This is a genomic window from Paenibacillus xinjiangensis, assembly GCF_059686975.1.
The window spans coordinates 249,314-270,738 of record NZ_JCAALS010000002.1; the positions used below are offsets into that span (position 1 = coordinate 249,314).

At 47.7% G+C, this 21,425-nt stretch carries 21 protein-coding genes; 17 read left to right on the plus strand and 4 right to left on the minus strand.

The window, feature by feature from the left end; all coding sequences use genetic code 11:
- The first annotated feature begins 58 nt into the window (after window positions 1-58).
- Window positions 59-358 carry a hypothetical protein gene (locus AC6ESP_RS03205; RefSeq protein WP_497095227.1) on the plus strand — a complete coding sequence of 100 codons (300 nt, stop codon included), beginning with the start codon at window positions 59-61 and terminating at the stop codon, window positions 356-358.
- 3 nt (window positions 359-361) lie between these two features.
- Here the strand turns inward: AC6ESP_RS03205 and gerQ are convergent, their stop codons facing one another.
- Window positions 362-988, minus strand: a complete 627-nt coding sequence (gene gerQ, locus AC6ESP_RS03210; RefSeq protein WP_497095228.1) for a spore coat protein GerQ — start codon at window positions 986-988, stop codon at window positions 362-364.
- A 61-nt stretch (window positions 989-1,049) separates the two neighbouring features.
- The gene (locus AC6ESP_RS03215) at window positions 1,050-1,472 is read right to left on the minus strand and encodes a cell wall hydrolase (RefSeq protein WP_497095229.1); all 423 of its coding nucleotides are present in this window, start codon (window positions 1,470-1,472) and stop codon (window positions 1,050-1,052) included.
- A 259-nt stretch (window positions 1,473-1,731) separates the two neighbouring features.
- Here AC6ESP_RS03215 and cyoE point away from each other — a divergent pair, with 259 nt between their 5' ends.
- From cyoE to AC6ESP_RS03230, 3 genes are read left to right on the plus strand one after another with little or no spacing between them, the layout of a single operon-like run.
- The gene (gene cyoE, locus AC6ESP_RS03220; protein ID WP_497095230.1) at window positions 1,732-2,586 is read left to right on the plus strand and encodes a heme o synthase; all 855 of its coding nucleotides are present in this window, start codon (window positions 1,732-1,734) and stop codon (window positions 2,584-2,586) included.
- Between the two features lie 36 nt (window positions 2,587-2,622).
- Window positions 2,623-3,237, plus strand: coding sequence for an SCO family protein (locus AC6ESP_RS03225; RefSeq protein WP_497095231.1), 615 nt, complete (start codon window positions 2,623-2,625; stop codon window positions 3,235-3,237).
- Window positions 3,238-3,239: 2 nt separating this feature from the next.
- Window positions 3,240-4,178 carry an AEC family transporter gene (locus AC6ESP_RS03230; RefSeq protein ID WP_497095232.1) on the plus strand — a complete coding sequence of 313 codons (939 nt, stop codon included), beginning with the start codon at window positions 3,240-3,242 and terminating at the stop codon, window positions 4,176-4,178.
- Here the strand turns inward: AC6ESP_RS03230 and AC6ESP_RS03235 are convergent, their stop codons facing one another.
- Both AC6ESP_RS03235 and AC6ESP_RS03240 read right to left on the minus strand, forming a co-directional pair.
- A complete protein-coding gene (locus tag AC6ESP_RS03235) occupies window positions 4,179-4,526 on the minus strand; it encodes a toprim domain-containing protein (RefSeq protein WP_497095376.1) in 348 nt (115 codons plus the stop codon).
- 373 nt (window positions 4,527-4,899) lie between these two features.
- Window positions 4,900-6,042 carry an MFS transporter gene (locus AC6ESP_RS03240; RefSeq protein ID WP_497095233.1) on the minus strand — a complete coding sequence of 381 codons (1,143 nt, stop codon included), beginning with the start codon at window positions 6,040-6,042 and terminating at the stop codon, window positions 4,900-4,902.
- Window positions 6,043-6,203: 161 nt separating this feature from the next.
- On the opposite strand from AC6ESP_RS03240, the gene AC6ESP_RS03245 reads away from it, so the two are divergent.
- From AC6ESP_RS03245 to AC6ESP_RS03305, 13 genes are all read left to right on the plus strand, one after another.
- A complete protein-coding gene (locus AC6ESP_RS03245) occupies window positions 6,204-6,683 on the plus strand; it encodes a hypothetical protein (protein WP_497095234.1) in 480 nt (159 codons plus the stop codon).
- A 74-nt stretch (window positions 6,684-6,757) separates the two neighbouring features.
- Window positions 6,758-7,924, plus strand: a complete 1,167-nt coding sequence (locus tag AC6ESP_RS03250) for a transglutaminase domain-containing protein (protein ID WP_497095235.1) — start codon at window positions 6,758-6,760, stop codon at window positions 7,922-7,924.
- An 18-nt stretch (window positions 7,925-7,942) separates the two neighbouring features.
- Window positions 7,943-10,003, plus strand: a complete 2,061-nt coding sequence (locus tag AC6ESP_RS03255; protein WP_497095236.1) for a peptidoglycan D,D-transpeptidase FtsI family protein — start codon at window positions 7,943-7,945, stop codon at window positions 10,001-10,003.
- An 810-nt stretch (window positions 10,004-10,813) separates the two neighbouring features.
- Window positions 10,814-11,977, plus strand: coding sequence for a DUF4317 domain-containing protein (locus AC6ESP_RS03260; protein WP_497095237.1), 1,164 nt, complete (start codon window positions 10,814-10,816; stop codon window positions 11,975-11,977).
- A 284-nt stretch (window positions 11,978-12,261) separates the two neighbouring features.
- A complete protein-coding gene (locus tag AC6ESP_RS03265) occupies window positions 12,262-13,218 on the plus strand; it encodes a metal ABC transporter solute-binding protein, Zn/Mn family (protein WP_497095238.1) in 957 nt (318 codons plus the stop codon).
- Between the two features lie 23 nt (window positions 13,219-13,241).
- Window positions 13,242-14,036: a metal ABC transporter ATP-binding protein gene (locus AC6ESP_RS03270; protein ID WP_497095239.1), complete on the plus strand. Its 795-nt coding sequence runs from the start codon at window positions 13,242-13,244 to the stop codon at window positions 14,034-14,036.
- A 7-nt stretch (window positions 14,037-14,043) separates the two neighbouring features.
- Complete coding sequence (locus tag AC6ESP_RS03275; protein WP_497095240.1) at window positions 14,044-15,003, plus strand: metal ABC transporter permease; 960 nt, start codon at window positions 14,044-14,046, stop codon at window positions 15,001-15,003.
- The gene (locus AC6ESP_RS03280; protein WP_497095241.1) at window positions 15,000-15,872 is read left to right on the plus strand and encodes a metal ABC transporter permease; all 873 of its coding nucleotides are present in this window, start codon (window positions 15,000-15,002) and stop codon (window positions 15,870-15,872) included. The genes AC6ESP_RS03275 and AC6ESP_RS03280 overlap by 4 nt, the downstream gene beginning before the upstream one ends.
- 253 nt (window positions 15,873-16,125) lie before the next feature.
- Complete coding sequence (locus AC6ESP_RS03285) at window positions 16,126-17,583, plus strand: ABC transporter substrate-binding protein (protein ID WP_497095242.1); 1,458 nt, start codon at window positions 16,126-16,128, stop codon at window positions 17,581-17,583.
- Window positions 17,584-17,736: 153 nt separating this feature from the next.
- Window positions 17,737-18,489, plus strand: coding sequence for a Cof-type HAD-IIB family hydrolase (locus tag AC6ESP_RS03290; protein WP_497095243.1), 753 nt, complete (start codon window positions 17,737-17,739; stop codon window positions 18,487-18,489).
- A gap of 6 nt (window positions 18,490-18,495) precedes the next feature.
- Window positions 18,496-18,981 (plus strand): DUF456 domain-containing protein, encoded by a 486-nt coding sequence (locus AC6ESP_RS03295; RefSeq protein ID WP_497095244.1) that lies wholly within the window; start codon window positions 18,496-18,498, stop codon window positions 18,979-18,981.
- A 22-nt stretch (window positions 18,982-19,003) separates the two neighbouring features.
- A complete protein-coding gene (locus AC6ESP_RS03300; protein ID WP_497095245.1) occupies window positions 19,004-19,726 on the plus strand; it encodes a ThuA domain-containing protein in 723 nt (240 codons plus the stop codon).
- 41 nt (window positions 19,727-19,767) lie between these two features.
- Window positions 19,768-21,420, plus strand: coding sequence for a putative polysaccharide biosynthesis protein (locus AC6ESP_RS03305; RefSeq protein ID WP_497095246.1), 1,653 nt, complete (start codon window positions 19,768-19,770; stop codon window positions 21,418-21,420).
- The last annotated feature ends 5 nt before the right edge of the window (window positions 21,421-21,425 follow it).

Here is a 21,425-nt window from a genome sequence, read left to right on the forward strand (position 1 = left end):
TAAGAATGCACAATTTTTGTTACTGCTGAGCACTCTTGATCCAAGATGGGGGAGTAAGATGAATCGTTTTATTTGTTTTGCAGAATACCGTATTGCGGCGGAGCACAGAGAATCCTATTTGACTTACACAGATAGGCTGCTTAAGGAAGCGTCAGCTTCCATGCATTTATATGAAGGAACAGATCAATTGAACTTATTTGTTGAGATATGGTATGCCCAGAATGAGGCGGAGGCTGAGCACATAAAAAAAGAACGCTGCAGCGAGCGTTCTCCTTGGTATCGAGTTGCCGAATGGATTCCGGGCGGTGCGGACAACATGCATGTATGGACTTTCAAGCCTACACAGCTCCGGAGTTAGTCATTATTCTTCTTCACGGCTATTGAGTGGTGTGCCATTCGTAATGGTGCCGCCTTGGAAAGGATATTCGTAAGCGATCGGACCGTCGAATGTCACATAATCCAGGTTCAGAGTGAGCAGCAAGTAGCGCATGCCTGTTGAAGGATCACTAATGACGATATGATCACGTCCAGCTGCCTCGATAATTCCACGGAATACTTTGGCATTCCATTCTCTGTTGTTCTCATAAGTCATATAGAAGGAAGCTAATTTGCCTCGATTCAGACGCAGAATATTTTCTACATACGATTCTTCCACACCTGGCAGACTAACAATGTTGCCGCCGGAAGGCGTCACAAAAGATCCATTCGGGATGTTCACAGGGACAGATTGTGCTGCGACCGTTGCAGGCATTGTCATAGGCGCGTTAGGGAATACATTAGCAGGCATTGTCATTGGAGCATTAGGGGAAACATTGGCAGGCATCGTCATCGGAGCATTAGGGGGAACATTGGCCGGAAGCGTCATTGGATAAGTAGGAAAAGTAGTCGCTGGGAGAGTCGTTGGCTGACCGTAGCCATAGCCGTAATGACCGTAACCACCTGTTTGAACCGGACTTACTGCACCTTTGTAACCATAACCATTAGACATATTGTTGATCCTCGCTTTCGATCTTAGGGTTTTTGAGTTGTTATGCCTTCGTTAAGCAATGTTAGTAAACTGCTGGGCATTCTCCTGCGGTCGGCACGAAGAAGCAATGTGCTTTGAAGCGACCGCTGTTGCTCTGGTTGTACCATGTACCCGGACAGCCTCCGGCCGGACGGAAAAACCACAATGCATTGGAAGCGGGATGCTGGCGTTCACCATTAATGACTCTTTCAGCTAGACGGATATCACTTTCTCTTGCGCTTTGGTAAAAATAGCTCTTTTGTGTGGCTTCGAAGCCGCCCGGACTCTGGTACACCATGTCTGGAATAGATCTAATGTTTCTGAAGTCCAGACAATTGCCTCTAATCCGATTTACCCCGACATTGCCGACCATCAACATGCCAAGCTCGCCTTCACCTTCAGCTTCGGCACGCATGAGCCTTGCCAGCATTTTGGTATTTTCTGAATTTGTTTTTATGACGGCCATAGAGGAGACCCTTCACTTCCCTTCATGATCTTACCGGCTGTTGCCAGTCGTTAATTAGATGGGCGCAAGACTACATACACATTGTATGAGCGCCCACCTGAAGGGTTCCAAATTACTGTCACAATTTGAGTGGCGAATTGATGAACAATAAGCTCGAACATTGTCATCATGTTGTTTTTTCGGTATGATTGATAACGATTCATCATTGAAATGTATGGGCGCGTCTAGCGCTTTGCCGCATAACTCGGGAGGCTCCATCGTGTTAAAAGACTTGATAGCATTAACAAAACCACGCTTGCTGAGGCTTAACGTATTCGCAGCTATTGGCGGATTCTGGGTAGCTTCCAAGTGGAGCATTGATTGGCTAATGCTTCTGTGGGTCGTAATCGGATCTACTCTAACGATCGCATCAGGGTGCGTGATTAACAATTATTGGGATCGTGAGCTCGATCAGAAGATGGAACGGACGAAGAATCGTGCTCTTCCTACTGGCCGATTGAAGCCAGGCTTTGTACTAGGATATGGTATTGTGCTAGGTATAGTCGGACTAGCTGTTCTGTTTATTCTTGTTAACCCCATAACCGGTTGGCTTGGGTTCTTCGGTTGGTTCGTTTACATTTTTATCTATACCATGTGGCTGAAACGCACTTCTACCTGGAACACCTCCATCGGCGGGATATCGGGTGCGATGCCTCCAGTTCTTGGCTACTGTGCAGTAACTACGGAGATTGATGCAGGAGCTTGGCTCTTATTCGCCTTCTTGTTCCTATGGCAGCCAGCACATTTCTGGTCCCTTGCTATAAGACGTGTAGAAGAATATCGGGCTGCAGGCTTCATCATGCTGCCAGTCGTCAAAGGTATCCATAGAACGAAGCTTCAAATGATTCCTTACGTTGTATTACTTATTCCAACTTGTATTCTAATGTACACCTACGGTTACACCGGAATTGTATTCCTGATTATTTCTGTATTGGGAGGCGTTGCATGGGCCGTTCACACTGTGCTTGGTCTACGAGCGAAGGATGATGAGAAGTGGGCGAAGGTGAACTTCCTTATCTCGGTTAACTATTTGATGGTTGTATTTATCGTGATGATGGCGAATACTGTAAAATAATGTTGACGTACCATAATGGGGAGGAAGTTAAACGAGATGGCTTTTGTTAAGAAGCATGGCTTCAAATTCGCTGTACTGGCACTTTGTTTAGCGATGGGCATTTATTTATTCATTACAAACTCAACCAAGGCAGACGAATCTATGCCGGTGCTTAAAGCTGCGCCGGCATTTGAGTTGTCTGATCTTGATGGCAACGAGGTAACACTTGATTCCACGAATGGCAAGGCAAGATTAGTCTACTTCTATTTTGCAAATTGTCCAGATGTATGTCCGCCTACGACCTACTTGCTGTCTGAGACACAGGACATACTCGAGAAGGAAGGCATTCTTGGCAAGACAGCTGAGCTTATTTCCATTACATTCGATCCTGTTAGGGATACGCCGGAGGTCATTCGTGCTTTTGCAGAGCGCAACTTTGCGGAGTTTAACGGCTGGCAGTTTCTTCGGGGAGATGAGGCTGCAACCATTCAGCTTGCACAGGACTTCGGTGTAGGAGTCAAGAAGGATGAGGTCAATCAATCCTACATACATATGAATACGATAACGCTGGTGGATAAAGAGGGTCAGATACGGAAATGGATCAGCGGAAGTGATGAAGCGACAACGCCCGAGCTTCTAGCCGCAGATCTCAAGCTTCTTGCGAAGGAATAAGCATGGACGTATTCTGGCATATATTATGGAGTAACATATTACCGCTCACATTGATGATAGCTGTCGGCTTCACGGTGCAGCGGTTTTTTTCTTTGGATATCAAGACGTTATCGAAGCTGAACTTCTATGTATTCTCTCCCGCGGTGATGTTCAAGCTGCTCTACACGACGGATATTTCGCTGCAGCTGATCGGGAAGGTGCTGTTGTTCGCCTTCATCTTCCTGGTGTTGCAGGCTGCAGTGGTGGAGGTGGCTGTGCGGCTGCGGGGATTAGAGGGCGGTATGCGAGGGGCCATGCGCAATAGTGTGCTGTTCTATAATAGTGCGAACTATGGCATTCCGCTTAACCAGCTCGCCTTCGCAGGCAACCCCTATACACTAACGATTCAGATTATGGTCATGGTTGTGCAGTCGCTGCTGCCCAATACCTATGGCATATATAGTGTGAATGCCCATCGGCTGGATTTGCGCTCCACGCTGAGGACCATTTTGTCTCAGCCCATTATTTATGTCATTCCGCTGGCTTTTCTGCTGAATGGATGGTCAGTCGAGCTGCCGCAGCCTGTCATGACGCCGATTGTGTATTTGTCTGATGCTTTTATCGGTACAGCACTTATTACGCTAGGCGTCCAGCTTGGGAGCATGAAGTGGAGCTATAACAGCAGCCTGCTGACGAATGTGCTGACATCCAATTTCCTGCGACTGCTCGTCGGTCCGGCACTAGCGGCTGCTATTGTGTGGATGCTGGGGTACTTTATTACTATCGATCGCATGATGGCTGCGGCATTAATTGTTTCCTCTGCCGTACCGACCTCATTAAGCAGCGTTCTGCTGGCGGTTGAGTTCGATAACGAGCCGGAATTTTCTTCACAGGCCGTATTCATGTCAACGGTTATAAGCATTGTAACGGTTTCCGTCGTCATTTATATCCTTCATATTTAATTATTGCAGCTCCAAGTCAGGATATAGAATATGCTCTTCAAGGCCTGCCTTTTCAAATTGCTGAATTAAATATTCTTCCGGTGTATGCTCCACGCCAGGATAGCCGCGGCGCGTATAGATATGCTCAGCATCGGGGAATACGTCGCGGAGAATACCGCGAATTCGCTTGCCGGAGGAATCGTTGTCAGTGAACATGTACACCTGCTTCTGCCCAACCTGCTTGCGCAATGCTTCGATCTGGTCAGTGCCTGGCGTCCCGTAGGTGCAGAATATAGGAACAGCCTCATCAAGCACGCGGCGAATTTGTTTCTTGTCATTCTTGCCTTCCACTATGATTGCGATATCCATGCTCATCACCAGCCTTCTTACTGTTAGTTTATCAATATTAGCGTATTTGAAACAACAAAGAGCTGCCCTGCGTTATTAATAACGCAGGGCAGCTCTTATTGGTTGTATACAAAAGTTAATGGCAGATGGAGCAAGCGATAATGACGAGCAAGATGAACAGTACAAGAATAATACCGATGTTATTCTTGCCATGGCCGTGACCGTGGTGTTGTACAGGTTGAACACATTGAGACATTTATGAGTCACCCCACTTTTCATGGTATAAAGGCCCCTATGACCTTCGGCAGCTTCTGCTGCAAATGTGCCGCATGGTCATTTGACACACTGTATTGTATGTACCTGAATGACGATCGCCTTGTGTGTTCACCCAGCCTCAAGAAAAATGGGTGTGGGAGGTATAGGGACGTCTTCCGTAAAAAGGCAGGATGGTAACGGCAATCATGAGCGCCAGGAATGCTAAGTAATAAGGTGAGATATAGTCGCGCAGCTGTCCAGCAAGCATCGGTCCAAGAAAAGCGCCTATCGAATAAGCGATGGAGAGCACAGAGAAGGTTCGTCCGTATTTTGCACCGCCGCTTAATTCAATAAGCAAGGTAGAGATAGCAGGTATGATAATGCCTTTAGCCATTCCTAGAAACAGCAGCATGAAGGCGAATGGCAGCGGCGGTCCTGCAGCAATGGTGAAATAGACAATCGCTAGAGCTAATGCGCCCCATAGCGTCCGGTGGAACGAGGACATTCGATTAAGGAACAGCATGCTTAACGTGATGAGAGCTCCTATACTAACAACTGAGAAGAGCAAGCCAGTCGTCATCATGGCTTCCTGTGAATTCCCCATTAAAGGGAGTTCGAAGGAGAGGATGCCCTGCGCGCAGCTGGTCGCTACTGGCAATAGGTATACGAGCCAAGGTACAGGCGGAGATAATGTCAGAGGTCCCTTCTGCTCCACTTTCTTCGGCTCTTCAGCTGTCTTGATATCCCGAATGAAAAAGAGCGCACATGCTGCTGTCACAATTAGAATCCACCCGAGCAGGTAAAAGGCCGTCGTGAAGCCGATCTTGGCAACCAGGTAAGCGCCAGCCGCAGGGGACACGACCGTTGCCAGAGTGTGAACGAGTCCATTGCCGGCCATCAGCTTGCCCTGCTCGGTTCGGTCGCTGGAGATGCGTGCAAGCAAGGCTAGGCATGCCGGCGAGAGGAAGGCGAGCACGAAGCCGCTGATTGACCTAAGCACAAGAAGCTGCCAGGGATCTGTTACCTGCGATTGGAACAGCAGAATAATTCCGGCTCCCATCAGGCTGAACACGATGAACAGTCTGCTGCCGAAGCGATCAACGCCGTAGCCGGCAATAAGATTGCCTGGCAGATGGGTGATCGAGTACATGCCCATCATCAGTCCTATGAAGGATGGAGCTGCTCCGAGTGAGATGGCGAATGGAGTAAGAATGGGATATTGCGCATGCAAATCGAAAAAGGCAATGAACAAAAATAGATAAAGCCAAATTGCTGTTTTCACGTAGCTGCTCCTCCTTGCAAAACCTTCTTAATCTACTTGTACGTGAAAGCTGGACAGGATATGTCTGGAAGAAGCATAGGCGGGACGTTTACGGTATATTATGGGTAGGGTATAATGTTTGATAATGAGTCTTTGCAGGCGTTATAATAGGAGGTATAGTGATGGATTTTTTGGATTTTTCGAGCTATGACTGGAACACTTGGAGTACTTTTCTACAGGAGCATTGGCTCGTCCTCGTAATTGCACTCGTAGTCCTGCTGCTTATTATTCGAGTTGTTAAGACCGTAGTGAAATGGGCACTGGTTGCTGTAATTGTGCTTGGCGTTGTTCTCTACAGCGGGTACAGTCTGGATGATCTGAAATCGATTGATTTGGGATCAATCGGCAGCAAGGTAGCAGATGGATTGGATAGCCTGAAGAAGGAAGCTGTAACGGCTATGGCCGGTGAAATGGACAAAGCTACGTTTACTACGAATGCGGATGGCTCCTTCACGGTTAAGACGGATAACTTGGAGCTGACAGGCGTGCCTAATTCAGGTGAAGTAAGTGTGTCTTACCGCGGTACGAAGCTCGGAACAATGAAGATCGACAGCACGATTCAGTCTCTAATCGATCAAGCGAAGAATAACGGTAAAGCTTAGTAGAGTGGTTGTACATACGTGCAGCTTAGCTTGAATCTTACGAAGACTAAGCTGCGTTGAAGGAGGAGAAAGCCATGACAGAATGGGTTCGTACGGTCAGTGTCTGGGAACCTGTCTCGATTATCGTTCTCCTGCTTTTACTTGGATCGCTTGTGCAAGGCATGAGGAGGGGCGCGTCGGGTTCAGCGAGGCGTCTTTTCTTTTTTGTATGGGACGGTATTGTCATCGTATTATGCCTTCTGGCAGCAGGCCGTATTGCCGGTAACCTGTCGCCTTTGGCAGCCGAATGGCTGACCGGCAAGGTTCAGGTTCCGAGCGAGGAGCTAGGTGCATTCGCACAGATGTGGTTCACTTTCCTAACAAGTATAAGAGATTTCGCCCTGCTGCGATTCGGAGTTCTATTCTTAATCGCATACAGCCTGCTGAGGTTCATCGCTTCCGGTCTGACGCCGCTGCTGGAATGGTTATTCAGCGGATGGTCGCGCAGCAGAGAGCAAGAGGGCGTGCATCAATCGTCAGCATGGTCTGGCAGTCGTACTGCTAGCCGCGCCGCAGGGGCATTGCTAGGCGCAGCGCATGGAGCGGGACGCTCCTTGGTTTTCATTGCAGCTTTATTTATTTATGCGTCGCTTCTGCCAAGCGGCGTGTTCGTGGACACGATCAAGCAATCCCCCTTGTATACGGAAGCAGCAGCCGTTATGGAGCCTGTTGCCGGTGAAGTCTTGACTGGTCAGGGACCTGTGCTTGCCCAAGCGGTACAAGCGGAATTCCAAGGTATATTGCAGCGTAAATATGAAATTATCGACTATGCGGTTCCTGCCGAGATTGAGGCCGCGGCATTCCATGTGACACAAGAGGCAACGACGGACGAGGAGAAGGCGCGCGCTTTGTATGAATGGCTCGGAACTCGCATCGTCTATGACTGGGATAAAGCCCGCAATTATGTTGAACAGGGCATATGGAAGGAACAGACCCCGCAGATTACCTTCGACACGAAGACGGGTGTCTGTATTGATGTTGCAAGGCTGTATGCCGTAATGGCCAGAGCCTCTGGATTGGAGGTAAGGGTCGTTACCGGCCTTGGCGCAGATGGACAGGGAGGCTTCGGTCCCCATGCCTGGAATGAGGTTCGAATTGGGGGAGAGAGTGGAGTCTGGATTCCGCTGGATGCCACCTGGGCCTCATCGGGAGACTGGTTCAACCCGGATGGATTCGAGGATACGCATATTCGAGAGGCTTAATTCATAATGGAACATGAGGTGAGTAGTTTGCATGATGATCCGCAAAAGCGGGAGATTATTAACCGGCGTCATTTTTCTTTTCGATTAAATTTTTTCTTTTTCATTGTATTCGGTCTATTCAGCATACTCATTATTCAGCTTGCTATTCTGCAATTTGTCGAGGGTCCTACTCTTAGCGCCGCAGGCAGCCAAAAGAGCACCCGAAGTGTCAAAATCGCACCAATACGGGGGAATATCTACGATTCGACAGGCGAGAAGATAGCGTACTCTACGTCTACTCAATCGTTATATTTCACGATCTCTCCTGATTTCAAAACTGCTGATTCAGAAGCTGTAGCGAGCAGACTGGCTGAAGTATTCAATGAATACGATGAAAATAATGTGATGACAGTAGAGGACATTATTAGACAGATGGATCTTGATTTCCGCATGAATACGATTTCTACTCCAAGGCGGATCAAAACAGGACTAACCAAAGAAGAAATTGCTTATTTCATGCAGAATAAGAGCAGCTTCCAAGGTATTGATATTGTTGAGGAAAGCGTACGTAACTACAGCGAAGACTCAATAGCCGTGCAGCTTGTCGGTTATTTGAAGAAGTATAAGGGAGTACGTGAATCCGTCGATTATTACAAAGACAAGAGTGAAGAAGAAGATCCGCAGCTCCAATATCTCGATGAAGAGGATGTAGGGTTCGACGGTCTCGAGTATATGTACCAAGAGGTGCTGCGCGGTAAGAATGGGCTCAAGACTTATCCGGTCAACAACGCGGAGCGCATTATCGGCCCGATGGAAATTACGAACCCTGAGAAGGGCTCAGATCTATACCTTACGATTAATCGCGACGTCCAGTTGAAGACGGAAGATGCGATTATGAATCAAATTAAAAAAATCAGCACATCACCTTATTCCTATGAACGTGCACAGTATGCCAAAACAGGCTATGCGGTTGCGATGGAAGTAGACACAGGTAAAGTTGTGGCAATGGCAAGCATGCCTGACTATGATCCTAATATCTGGGCAGGTGGAAGAATCAGTACTGAGGACTACAATAACTTCGAGTCCGTCCTTCGCAATGGTACGATTAGTGAGGTATATGCGAAATATGCGACGGATAAGGAAAGAAATCAGCATCCTTCTTCCTTAGTTCCACCAGGCTCTACCTTGAAGCCTCTGTCCATCCTGATTGGCTTGAATGAGAAGCTGTTCACTACGTCAAGCACTTATTACGATAATGGAGCGTTCTTCTTCGGTAAGGAAGGCTATAAGGTAAGAATCGGGAATGCGTCCAACCATGCTTATGGTTCACTAGATCCTGCCAAAGCCATTGCGAAGTCATCTAACCCATTCATGGCATCAATGGTTGGCAACAATCTATACAACAAATACAATGGTATTGATGGTGTAGATATATGGGACAGCTATATGAAGCAGTTCGGGCTAGGCGTTCTGACAGGCAGTGGCCTGAAGGGTGAATCCAAAGGAACAGTTGACTATTATCATGAAGCAGAGACAGCGAGTGTGCAGTCCGCGCTAGTGAGGGCATCCTTCGGTCAGCAGGCTCGTTATACGGTTCTGCAGCTGGCGCAGTACACAGCTATGCTTGCGAATCACGGCAAACGAATGAAGCCTCAATTCGTCAATGAAATCAAGGATACAGACGGCAATGTCATTCAAGGCTTTACTCCGGAGATTCTGAATACGGTTGATCTTGATGATTCTTATTGGAAAGAGATCGAGACAGGTATGTCACAAGTTAATGTACAGGGCTTCGATGGCGTATCGTATTCCTTTGCTCGTAAAACAGGAACAGCGCAATCCAGCGTAGCGGGCCGTATGGCTGATAATGCTGTATTTATCTCTTATGCACCTGCAGACAATCCGAAGCTTGCTGTTGCGGTTGTTGTTCCGGATGGTGAGTTCGGCGGCTGGGGCGCAGCTCCAATTGCCCGTCAAATTTTTGACGCGTACGACTACGAGATTGGTCTGAACGGCGTACCAGGCAAAGCATCGGAAGCGAATCAAACGGATGTGGATGCGGACGGAACAGATGCTGCTGAGAACACAGCTGAGCAATAGATAAAAAGAGCGGTGCAGGGTGGTCATATCCCCTGCCCGTTTTTTTTGTTGTTTTTGTTAACATATAAACAATCTTCAAATGGATTGTAGCATTTTTTCGTTAAAATGTAGCTCCCAGATCGTTTAGATCGATTTTTCTTCGATTAGACGAGAACCACCAAATAAAAGAAAGTGCCGAAAAGTCCCATGGACTTTCTAGACACTCTGAGGTTGCATTATATACAACCAAATCCATTGTTTTGTCGCATGAGTAAATTTCAGGAAACTGAATGGTAGTGAGTACAGTGTATAGAAAGCTATTGACGATATACCGCTATAAGGTTGTATGAAATACAGTCTGCATCACGCGAGATAGGCTATTCATTGTGCGAGCTGAAGCTACATTGTATTTCGTGCAATATAATCAGTGGAAACGGCACTAGAAGTCCGCTGAGGTTGCATTACATACAACCAAATCCGTTGTTTTGGCTCATAAGAGTAAATTTCAGGAAACCAAATTGTAGTGAGTGCAGTGTATAGAAGGCTATTGACGATATACCGCCATAAGGTTGTATGAAATACAGTCTGCATCACGCGAGATAGACTATTAAATTGTGCGAGCTGGAGCTACATTGTATTTTGAACCACCAAATAAAAAATTGCCGAAAAATCCCTAGGACTTTCTCGACACTCAGAAGCCCTTCTTATGAAGGGCTTTTTATTTTATTGGGGATGTTCAGGGTGGCAAAGCATACAGGCATACATTACAATATTCTAGTGCAATCGTTTATACTGGTAAGGCAAATTTAATATAGGAGATGTCTTCGGACCATGATAAAAAAAGAACTCGCACATATTCGCAAACAATTTAAGCTGGATAATGAATTGATCACCCTTCGCGACATTCTTAACGTGTACATTATGAAAGAAAGCAACGAAATCTATCATTACGAGCGCCAGCCGTTCGGCCTGTTGGACAGAGAGAAGCAGGAGCTGTATATGAGCAATTTCAAAAAACTGCTGACCGGCGAATTGGATCAGAAGCTATTCGAGTTAAAATTCATGGCTGAAGCTGAAGAGCCTACGCAGGTGCTTCTCCATCAAGCGCTGGTGACCGGAGATTCGGATGAATGGCACGATCTGATGATTCTGTTGGTGGAGAAAATGTTGGCGGATACCAAATATGAACGGGATACAGTAGTTACTTTCGTCCGCGGTGAATATTTTCGTCCGAGCAAGGAGAGGAACACAGAAGCTGAGTCCAGTGAAAAAGACGAGATGTTCGTCAATCCGTTCATTTTGTGCAGCGTGAATTCAACGGAGCAACAGCGGAAAACCCTCATATTCGATTATGTTGAGAGGGAATTTAAGTATAATGTCTTTGTCGATCCGATTATCAAATTGAACGCGCCGGAGCAGGGCTTTTTCTACCCAAGCGTGACGGACAACTATTCCGACGTGAATCGCATTATGTATTGCTCGGGAAAAGCCAATGAACCGAATTTTCATTTCATTGAGCAAGTCTTGAATGCCGAGAAAACCGTGACGGCGCAGGAAGAGAGAAGCATTTTCGAGGAAATCGTGAAAGAAGTCGCGGGAGAGCAATTCGATGCAGCAACAATCGCTTATGTGTACGAGGAAATTCACCAGATCATCGAAACAAACGAGGAGGAAGAGCCTCCGAAGCTGGACTATAAAGATGTGGCTCAAATACTGACGGCGAGCGGTGTAGAGAGCGTGACGACGGAAAAGGTGGAACGAGCGTTCGAAACGATCGTCGACAACAAAAACTATGAAATCAAAGCGAGCAGCGTCATTCCAAAGTTCACTTCGAAATCGATTAAGATCGATACAAAAGTAGCCACGATTTCGGTCAGTCCGCAAGATTTAAAGTATGTGAAACAGGTTAATTATAGAGGGAAACGATGCATCTTGATCGAGGTTGACGAGGATGCAGTGATCGAAGGGTTTACGCTTAGTACGGAGACGTTGTAGGCTACGGGGAACTGTACCATAGATTAAAACGGGGCATACTGCTAATGAGGAACGTTAGCTCAATAAAAGAGCGTCAGTTTAGGACTTTGTCTTCTCGTCCGCGGCTGACGCTATTTTTTGTTGGGACCAGTCTAGCTTTGTTTTCTTGCTACCTAAGAATAAATATTTTAAAAAAATGTTGCATAAGAGAAACTTTTTTGTATAATATAAACAAAGAGGCTTAGAGTAAACTAATATTCATACGGGCAACAATAAAAACTTTAGGAGTGATCGTATTGTGTACAATGAGAAAGAAACATTCATCCGTCTATAGGTTAATATTGACTATTGCATTCTTGATGGTCAGTGTAGTGCTTGTTGCTGCATGCGGGAATAATAAAGACACAGCTAGTGAGAACAACGGCAAGCTGAAGGTTACAACAACGACAGGCATGATAGCAGATACGGCCAGAGAAATAGGCGGCGACAGCGTCAATGTTGTAGGTCTGATGGGGGCCGGCATAGATCCCCACTTATATAAGGCTTCCCATGGTGATGTGGAGAAACTAGATGATGCAGACATTATTTTTTATAACGGACTTCACTTAGAAGGTAAAATGGCGGAAATGTTCGAGAACTTGGAGAAAACGAAGCCAACAATCGCAATATCCTCCCAAATCGCTGAAGGTGATCTGCGAACGCTGGAAGATGGTGGAACCCAGTCGCATGACCCGCATATCTGGTTTAACGTCAAGCTGTGGATCTCAGCTTCAGAAGTGATTCGTGACTCGCTGGTGGATAAAGATCCTGCTAATGCAGAGCAATATAAGGAAAGAGCGGCACAATACATTGAAAAGCTTAATGAGCTTGACCAATATGTACGTGATCAAATTGCACTAATTCCGGAAGCAAGTCGGATTCTTGTCACCGCACATGATGCCTTCGGATATTTTGGAGATGAATATGGCCTGCAAGTAACCGGTCTTCAAGGAATGAATACCATGTCAGAATATGGGTCTAAGGATGTTGGTGAGCTGAGGGATTTCCTTGTTGAGAAGCAGATCAAAGCGGTATTCATTGAGTCAAGCGTGCCGCGCAAGTCGATTGATTCTGTAATTGAAGGGGCGAGCAAGCTTGGTCACGAGGTGACAATCGGCGGCGAGCTGTTCTCAGATGCAATGGGCGATGAAGGAACGGTAGAAGGTACCTACATCGGTATGGTGAAGCATAATGTCGACACGATTGTGAAGGCATTGAAATAAATGAAGGAAAGCGAGTGATACAGATGACTCATTCAATATCAGCAGTACCAACCCGCAATGCACCTCCATTAACGATCGAGGGACTTAGTGTTGCTTATCAGAAAAAGCCGGTGCTGCGGGATGTTTCCTTCTCTGTATCCGAAGGCGAGCTTGTTGGGGTGATCGGTCCGAACGGGGCAGGGAAATCGACGATGATGAAAGCGGCTCTGGGCTTAATCCCACGGCTTAGCGGAGAGGTATTCATCTATGGCAAGCCCTACAAGCAGCAGCGCAAGCTTGTTGGCTATGTTCCACAGAGAGAATCTGTCGATTGGGATTTCCCTACGAATGCCCTGGATGTCGTCATGATGGGCCGCTATGGACATCTCGGCTGGTTCGGACGTCCAGGTGCCAAAGAGCGTAATATCGCTATGGAATGCCTGGCGAAGGTCGGTATGGGCGATTATGCGAATCGTCAGATCAGTCAGCTGTCAGGCGGACAGCAGCAGCGTGTGTTCTTAGCAAGAGCACTGGCTCAGGATGCCAGCTTGTATTTCATGGATGAACCTTTTGCAGGTGTGGACGCAGCGACGGAGAAAGCGATTATAACACTACTTCAAGAGCTGAAGCGTCAAGGCAAGACCGTTATCGTCGTCCATCATGATCTGGCAACAGTCGAGGAATATTTTGATTCCGTGCTGCTGCTCAATGTTGAGCTGCAGGGCTATGGTCCGACAGAGACGATATTCACGCAGGATATGCTGCAGCGAACATACGGGGGGCGCCTGGCGTTTCTTGACCGGAGCGGCGATGCGCTGTCTTCCGTGAAGAAAGGGTGAGGCAGTCATGCAAACGTTATGGACACTCCTGAACGATCCGAATATGCAGTGGATTTTTATTAGCTGTACCTTGCTTGGATTAAGCAGCGGCGTTATTGGCAGCTTCTCTTATCTGCGCAAACAAAGCTTAATGGGCGATACTCTCGCTCATGCTGCACTGCCCGGCATTTGTATCGCTTTTATGCTGACTGGCACGAAGTCACTGCTCTTCTTCCTTATAGGAGCAGGTGCAGCGGGTCTGCTCGCAACATTCGGAATCGGATGGATCACTCGTCATTCAAGAATTAAGCATGATGCGGCTATGGGTATCGTATTATCCTCTTTCTTCGGCTTAGGTATTGTACTTCTAACAATTATCCAGCACGGCAGCTTCGGCAATCAGTCGGGCTTGGACAAATTCATATTCGGTCAGGCAGCGGCTATGGTGGGTTCGGATGTGTGGACGATGCTGATTGTGAGCACGCTGCTTATAACGGTATGTATCCTGTTCTTTAAGCAATTCAAGCTCATTTCTTTTGACCCGGGCTTTGCTCGTGGACTAGGCTATCCGGTCGCATTCCTGGAGCAGCTGCTGATGTTCCTGATGGTCGTTGCGGTTGTAGTGGGCATTCAAGCAGTAGGGGTTGTGCTTGTAGCAGCATTACTTATTACTCCGGCTGTGTCAGCAAGATATTGGACGAATAAGCTGAGCATCATGGTCGTAATATCCGGTCTGTTCGGTGCCTTAAGCGGAGCAGCGGGGACACTGATCAGCTCGACTGCGTCCAACCTTCCGACTGGACCACTCACCGTGCTTGCGGCAACCCTGCTGTTCAGCATATCGGTGCTGCTTGGACCAGAGAGAGGATTGCTCGCGAAGAGGCTGGTACGATCTCAAGTTAGACGTGACTTTCTTGAGAATCAGAGGGAGACTGGCAAGTCTGAGGGGCATTTGAAGGACAACATCAAGGAGGGGGCGGCATTATGAGCGATTTCTGGATACTGTTAACCGGTTCGCTTGTCGCCAGCTGCTGTGGAATATTAGGTGCTTTTCTCGTTCTTCGCAAAATGGCAATGATCGGCGATGCTATCAGTCACTCTGTTATGCCAGGAATTGTAATCGCCTTTCTGCTGAGCGGCTCGCGTGATTCGATGCTGATGATGGTGGCAGCGCTAGCCTGTGGTCTTCTAGCGGTCTTTCTTATCCAGCTGTTCCAGCAGAGCGGTATTCAATCCGATGCTTCCATTGGAGTAGTCTTCACTGCCATGTTCGCGATCGGCGTTCTGCTGGTGAGTATATTCGCAAGGCAGGTGCATCTCGACCAAGATGCCATTCTATATGGGGAGATAGCCTATGTGCATTGGAACACATGGGTTGTGGGTGGCGTCGATCTAGGCCCGAAAGCGGTCTGGCTGCTCGGGATTACACTTATTATTATCGTTAGTGTCATCGGCCTCTTTTATAAACAATTCAAGCTATGTGCATTCGATCCTGCGCTTGCGGCAGCTTGCGGGATACCGGTCATGCTGTTCCACTATTTGCTGATGGGCTTGGTGTCCATGGCGACGGTCAGCTCCTTCGAGAGTGTTGGTGCAATACTTGTAGTCGGCTTACTGGTCATACCAGCCTCTACAGCTTATCTGTTGACAGACCGCCTTGGCGTCATGATTGCATTAAGCGCAGGTGTCGGCATCGCAAGCACCTTCGTTGGCTACGGAGCAGCTATCGTGCTCGACGCTTCGATTGCTGGCTGTATCGTTTGTGCAGCAGCTTTGTTATTCATCTTGGCTTTTCTATTCTCTCCATCGCATGGCCTGGCAGTGAAGAAGCTGCGCATGAGAAGGCTTGCCAGATAGTCATAATACGTAGTTGATAATCCGTTTATTGGTTAGAGAGGAAGGGAATACCTTCCAAACTATACTGATGAACGGATTTTTTTATGTAGAAATTTTAATTATTGTGCAACCTCTTGATGAATTATATCGTTTGTAATAAATGGGACAATTTGTATTATGATATGCAATGTGGAATTGGAGGGTAGGAGTAGGAGATGCAAGTGAGGGAAATAACCTCAAGGTATCAATATTATATAGGGGAGTGTAGAAAGAAATGAAACGATGGTTGAAACAAGCTGTACTAGTTGTACTGTTAACGGCAGTGCTTGCAGGCTGCAGCTTCGGAGGCGGCAATAATGGGCAGAGCAGCGAACAACAGACACTCAAGATCATGTATTATGACGAGAGCTCATTCTATCAGCAATACGGCATGTTATTCTCGGCATTATATCCTAATATAGATCTTCAGGTTGTAACTACACAGAGCCTTCGCCCGGAAGAGGGCGAGGATTATAATGAGCTGATGCTTAAATTCATGGAAGAGGAACAGCCCGATATCTATATGCTGAGCAGCGATCAGTATGAGACAATGTCGCAGGAAGGCAAGCTGTATGAGCTGGATACTTACCTAGAGAAGGAGAAGTACAATACGGAGACGCTTGTTCCTGGGCTGCTGGATTACCTCAGAGAGCTTGGCGGCGGTAAGCTGTACGGATTCGTGAGCGGCTATTACAGTCAAGCTCTTTTCTATAATAAAGATTTATTCGACAAATACAGCATTGACTACCCGACTGACCGAATGTCTTGGAGCGACCTGCTGCTGCTAGCCAAGCGTTTCCCAACAGATGGGGAAGAGAAGGATCGTATCTACGGGCTGAAAATGGGCTATAGCGACAGCTTGTTCCAGTTCGCGACGCAGCTTGCCAATGCTCAGAATATGAACTTCGTCAATGCGGATAAGATGGAAATGACCATTAATACGGATGGCTGGAAAAATGTATTGCAAACCTCGCTTGATGCGCTTAACTCGAAAGCTCTGTATTTTGAAAATTACGAGGGAGGTCCTAGCAATAATAGTACGTATGAGGAATATTTGCTGAGCAATCCGTTCGTAGGGGGCAGGCTTGCTATGACGATTGATGGAGCCTATCTGATGCAGCAGATTAAGCAAGCTGCGGATTATTTGCCTGATGATCAGAAATCAAAGCTCATCGCCAATTGGGATATGGTAACCGTTCCGGTTGATCCGCAGAATCCGGACAGCAGCAGCATGGTATCTGTGCAAAATTTATTCGCTATTAACGAGAGTTCCCCGAATAAGGAAGCGGCGTGGCGTTTTCTTGAATATATAACAGGTGATGAATTCGCAAGAGTAACCTCGAAGACAGGCTTCAACGGGTCATTCCCGGTACGTACTACTTATTACAAGGATGATGCAGGACACAACTTAGCAGCGTTCTATATGCTCAGACCGAGCTCGTTCAATCCATATAAAGGGTTCGAGAAGCTGGAAGATTTCTATATGCAATTCAGCGGCACCGCAGAAACGGAGCTTCAGTCCGTGAAGGAAGGCAGCCAGTCGCTTGATGAAGCGCTTAGCAAGCTGCATAACTCGGGCCAGGAGCTCCTGGAGAAGAGCAAGCAAGCGGCGGAAGCGGGAGATGGTGCGGAAGGTAAGGAAGACGCAGGTGCGTCAGCAGAAGTCAATTCGGTCGAGACGACTACTGAATAAGGAGTCAATCGGCTCATTCATAGAGCGAGGGAGTCTGTCAGCAGCGAGAGCTGTGACGAGCTCTCTCGCTCGTTTTTTATCTATGGCTAACGTTTGGAATCTCTCCATTATGTGCTAGAATGTTTGTAGCAGAATGGAATGTAGGAGGCTCACATGGGAGATTATAAATTGTTAGCGTTAGACATGGATGGCACACTATTGAATGAACGAAGTGAAATTAGCAGTGAGAATGCGCTGTGGATTGGGCGTGCTCTTGAAGCGGGGGTCACTGTTAGCTTCTCTACAGGACGAGGCTTCCAGAGCGCATTGCCTTACGCGGAGCAATTGAAGCTTGAGACGCCGATGATAACCGTCAATGGAGGCGAGATATGGCAGCGGCCGCATGTGCTGCATCGTAGGAAGCTTATGAACACGAGCGACGTGAAGCGTATGCATGAGCTTGCGCTGAAGCATGAGGGCACTTGGTTCTGGGCGTATACGACAAGTCAGGTATACAATCTGGAGAAATGGATTGAACCGGCAGGAGACTATGATGCTCATCACTGGCTGAAGTTCGGCTATTACACAGAGGATGATGCAGTGAGGGAGCGTATTCTCGCAGAAGTATCGGAGTGGGGAGCGCTTGAGATTTCCAATTCCTCGCCGCATAACCTAGAGATGAATCCACAGGGCGTATCGAAGGCGACTGCAATCGAGGAGCTGTGCGGATTGCTTGGCATTGAGATGTCGCAGGTCATTTCAGTAGGCGACAGCCTGAATGACATCGCAGCTATTCGTGAGTCAGGACTTGGTGTAGCGATGGGCAATGCTCAAGATGTGGTTAAGGAAGCGGCAGACTTCATTACAACGTCCAATAACGAGGATGGAGTCGCAGAGGTCATTAAGCAGTTTATTTTGAAAGGTTGATTGCAGGTGGATATTCTAGGCTGGTCACTCATTGTTATTTTGTTTGTTGTCGGGATGGCTGGCACCATCTATCCCATATTGCCGGGGGCACTGGCGATATACGCCGCCTTTTTCGTATATGGCTTCTTCTTCACATGGGAGTCCTTCGGCTGGGTGTTCTGGACGACTCAGACATTAATCGTTGTGACACTGTTTGTCGCTGATTATGCGGTTAGCGCATGGGGAGTCAAGCGATTCGGGGGCTCAAGGGCATCGGTAATAGGAAGCACAATTGGTCTCATTGTCGGGCCATTCGTTATTCCTGCATTTGGTCTCATTATCGGGCCCTTCGTTGGAGCTGTCATTGGCGAGCTGATCGTAGGTGCTGCCTTCCTTAATTCGTTGAAGGTTGGAGTCGGCTCGTTAGTGGGTCTTCTTACAAGCGTCGTTGTCAAAGTCATATTGCAAACGGCAATGATTGTGTTATTCATTGTATGGCTGTGGATTTACTAAAATAAGCATAGGAGATGATTGAATGATCAGAGTAACAGTATGGAATGAATTTTTGCATGAGAAGCTTCATGATGAGGTTCGCAAGGTTTACCCGGATGGGATTCACCAAGCCCTTGCGGCTGGAATCAGCTCGGATGGCATCGAGGCCACTACGGCTACTCTGGAAGAGCCTGAGCATGGCTTAACAGAAGAGAAGCTGGCGAATACGGATGTATTGATCTGGTGGGGCCATATGGGACATGACCGGGTTGAAGATGCAATCGTCGAGCGCGTGCATCAGCGTGTTATGGACGGAATGGGACTAATCGTACTGCACTCTGGTCATTTCTCCAAAATCTTCAAGAAGCTGATGGGTACTGGCTGTGATCTGAAATGGCGTGAGGCTGGAGAGAAAGAACGCATCTGGACCGTTAATCCTGCTCATCCGATCGCAGCGGGCATTCCTGAATATGTAACAATCGAGCATGAGGAGATGTACGGTGAGCACTTCGATATCCCAGCACCGGACGAGCTTGTATTCGTCAGCTGGTTCGAAGGCGGAGAAGTATTCCGCAGCGGCTGTACCTTCAATCGGGGGCAGGGGAAAATCTTCTATTTCCGTCCAGGCCATGAAACTTACCCGACCTATTACAACCCGCATGTGCTTCAAATTATTAAAAACGGTATTGGCTGGGCAGCTCCATCAGGGGCAGCAGTGCCAGTACGCGGCAATCATCAACCACTTGAACAGCTCAGCGGCAAATAAACGAAGTTGGTTCAACACTTGCGAGAGAGAGACGGACGATAATGAAAAAAGACTCACTGATTAAAGGCACGCTGATCTTAGCGGCAGCGGCTCTAGTAGCTAGATTTCTCGGCATTTTTCAACGTGTTCCTCTTGATCATATATTGGGAGACGAAGGACAGGCGCATTTTGCCCTGGCGAACACCATTTATTTGACTCTTCTAGTCATTGCAACAGGCGGAATACCGAGCGCGATTAGTAAAATGGTGTCCGAGCGCTATGCGCTTGGCCGCCAGCATGAAGCTCAGCGGGTCTATCAAGCTGCGCTGCTGTTCGGAGCAGTAACGGGGGTAGTGCTGACGGCATTGCTCTATCTAGTCGCTCCATTCTATGCGAATACGATCGCGAAGACACCTGGTGCGGAGCTTGCGATTCGAGCTGTCGCGCCAACGCTGCTTATTTTCCCGCTTATTGCGATGATGAGAGGATATTTTCAAGGTAGGCAGCTGATGGCTGCAGGGGGCATCTCTCAAATTATTGAGCAGATCCTGCGTGTTATTGTCGGTGTTGGTCTTGCGTTCATCGTCCTCTCATTAGCATGGGGTGACAGGTGGACAGCTGCAGCAGCTACATTCGGTAATGTGATTGGCGGTGTTGGAGCGCTGCTCGTCATGCTCTGGTATGCTCGGAAGCTGAAACGCTCTGATCGTGGTGAAGCGGTGAACGCAGGAGCTGTTGCAGAGGATAACAAGGATGTGGAGAAGCAAGCTTCCCGAATTCCTTTCCGGACGATCTATCGTGAAATATTCAAAATGTCGATTCCTGTCGTTGTGACGGCGATGACGGTTCAATTGATCTATACGTTCGATACGTCCCTGCTGGTACGGTTGACAGAAGGACATTACAGCTATACCAAGGCGGTAGAGGTATTAGGACAATTCAGCTTCAAGGCGCAGTCCATTGCAGGAATACCGCCTATTCTAGCAATTGCACTAAGTACCTCTATTATTCCGGTCATATCGGCCGCCTATTCACTGCGTCGTATGGGTGAGGTGCAGCGTCAGACCTCGCTTGTCATGCGAATCGTTCTGTTCACCGGTGTTCCTGCTGCATTAACGTTGACTGCAGCTGCTTATTCCGTAACGGGCTTCCTATTCAGCGGACCGGAAGGCAGCGGTATTGTTGCTGCATTGACGGCAGGAACGATCTTCCAAATTACGATGATGACCAGCAACTCGATTCTTTTCGGTATGGGGAAACCACGGCTGCCGATGGTGCATACGTTCGTTGGAATAGGGCTGAAGATCATATTAAGCGTCGCGCTTGCTCCGCTCTACGGTATTTATGGACTGATCGCAGCATCTACAATATGCTTTATCGTAATTACATGGCTCAACATGGAGAGCATCAGCCAAGAGGTGAAGCTGAGTGTGCTTGGCCGCAAATGGATTCCATATATCGTTACAATCCTTGCAGCTATTGCTGCCGGCTGGGCAGTGGAGAGCGGCGTGAGAAACCTGATTCATGGATGGTCAATGAAGCTGGAGTATTTGGCAGCGGCTTCTGTTGCTGGGATTGTCATCGTAGCGATCTATTTGGTCCTGCTCGTTCTGCTGCGTGTCGTTACTGCGGAGGATGCGAAGTCCTTCCCAGGACCACTGCGCAAGCTGTTCATGCTGCTGCTTAAACCATTCTCGAGAGTGTTAAAAGGTTAAAACGA

Excerpts from the sequence above, each read along its gene's own strand:
- AC6ESP_RS03205 (WP_497095227.1), top strand. The coding sequence starts at position 59 with ATGAATCGTTTTATTTGTTTTGCAGAATACCGTATTGCGGCGGAGCAC.
- gerQ (WP_497095228.1), bottom strand. The coding sequence starts at position 988 with ATGTCTAATGGTTATGGTTACAAAGGTGCAGTAAGTCCGGTTCAAACA.
- AC6ESP_RS03215 (WP_497095229.1), bottom strand. The coding sequence starts at position 1,472 with ATGGCCGTCATAAAAACAAATTCAGAAAATACCAAAATGCTGGCAAGG.
- AC6ESP_RS03225 (WP_497095231.1), top strand. The coding sequence starts at position 2,623 with ATGGCTTTTGTTAAGAAGCATGGCTTCAAATTCGCTGTACTGGCACTT.
- AC6ESP_RS03230 (WP_497095232.1), top strand. The coding sequence starts at position 3,240 with ATGGACGTATTCTGGCATATATTATGGAGTAACATATTACCGCTCACA.
- AC6ESP_RS03235 (WP_497095376.1), bottom strand. The coding sequence starts at position 4,526 with ATGGATATCGCAATCATAGTGGAAGGCAAGAATGACAAGAAACAAATT.
- AC6ESP_RS03245 (WP_497095234.1), top strand. The coding sequence starts at position 6,204 with ATGGATTTTTTGGATTTTTCGAGCTATGACTGGAACACTTGGAGTACT.
- AC6ESP_RS03250 (WP_497095235.1), top strand. The coding sequence starts at position 6,758 with ATGACAGAATGGGTTCGTACGGTCAGTGTCTGGGAACCTGTCTCGATT.
- AC6ESP_RS03260 (WP_497095237.1), top strand. The coding sequence starts at position 10,814 with ATGATAAAAAAAGAACTCGCACATATTCGCAAACAATTTAAGCTGGAT.
- AC6ESP_RS03265 (WP_497095238.1), top strand. The coding sequence starts at position 12,262 with ATGAGAAAGAAACATTCATCCGTCTATAGGTTAATATTGACTATTGCA.
- AC6ESP_RS03270 (WP_497095239.1), top strand. The coding sequence starts at position 13,242 with ATGACTCATTCAATATCAGCAGTACCAACCCGCAATGCACCTCCATTA.
- AC6ESP_RS03275 (WP_497095240.1), top strand. The coding sequence starts at position 14,044 with ATGCAAACGTTATGGACACTCCTGAACGATCCGAATATGCAGTGGATT.
- AC6ESP_RS03280 (WP_497095241.1), top strand. The coding sequence starts at position 15,000 with ATGAGCGATTTCTGGATACTGTTAACCGGTTCGCTTGTCGCCAGCTGC.
- AC6ESP_RS03285 (WP_497095242.1), top strand. The coding sequence starts at position 16,126 with ATGAAACGATGGTTGAAACAAGCTGTACTAGTTGTACTGTTAACGGCA.
- AC6ESP_RS03290 (WP_497095243.1), top strand. The coding sequence starts at position 17,737 with ATGGGAGATTATAAATTGTTAGCGTTAGACATGGATGGCACACTATTG.
- AC6ESP_RS03300 (WP_497095245.1), top strand. The coding sequence starts at position 19,004 with ATGATCAGAGTAACAGTATGGAATGAATTTTTGCATGAGAAGCTTCAT.
- AC6ESP_RS03305 (WP_497095246.1), top strand. The coding sequence starts at position 19,768 with ATGAAAAAAGACTCACTGATTAAAGGCACGCTGATCTTAGCGGCAGCG.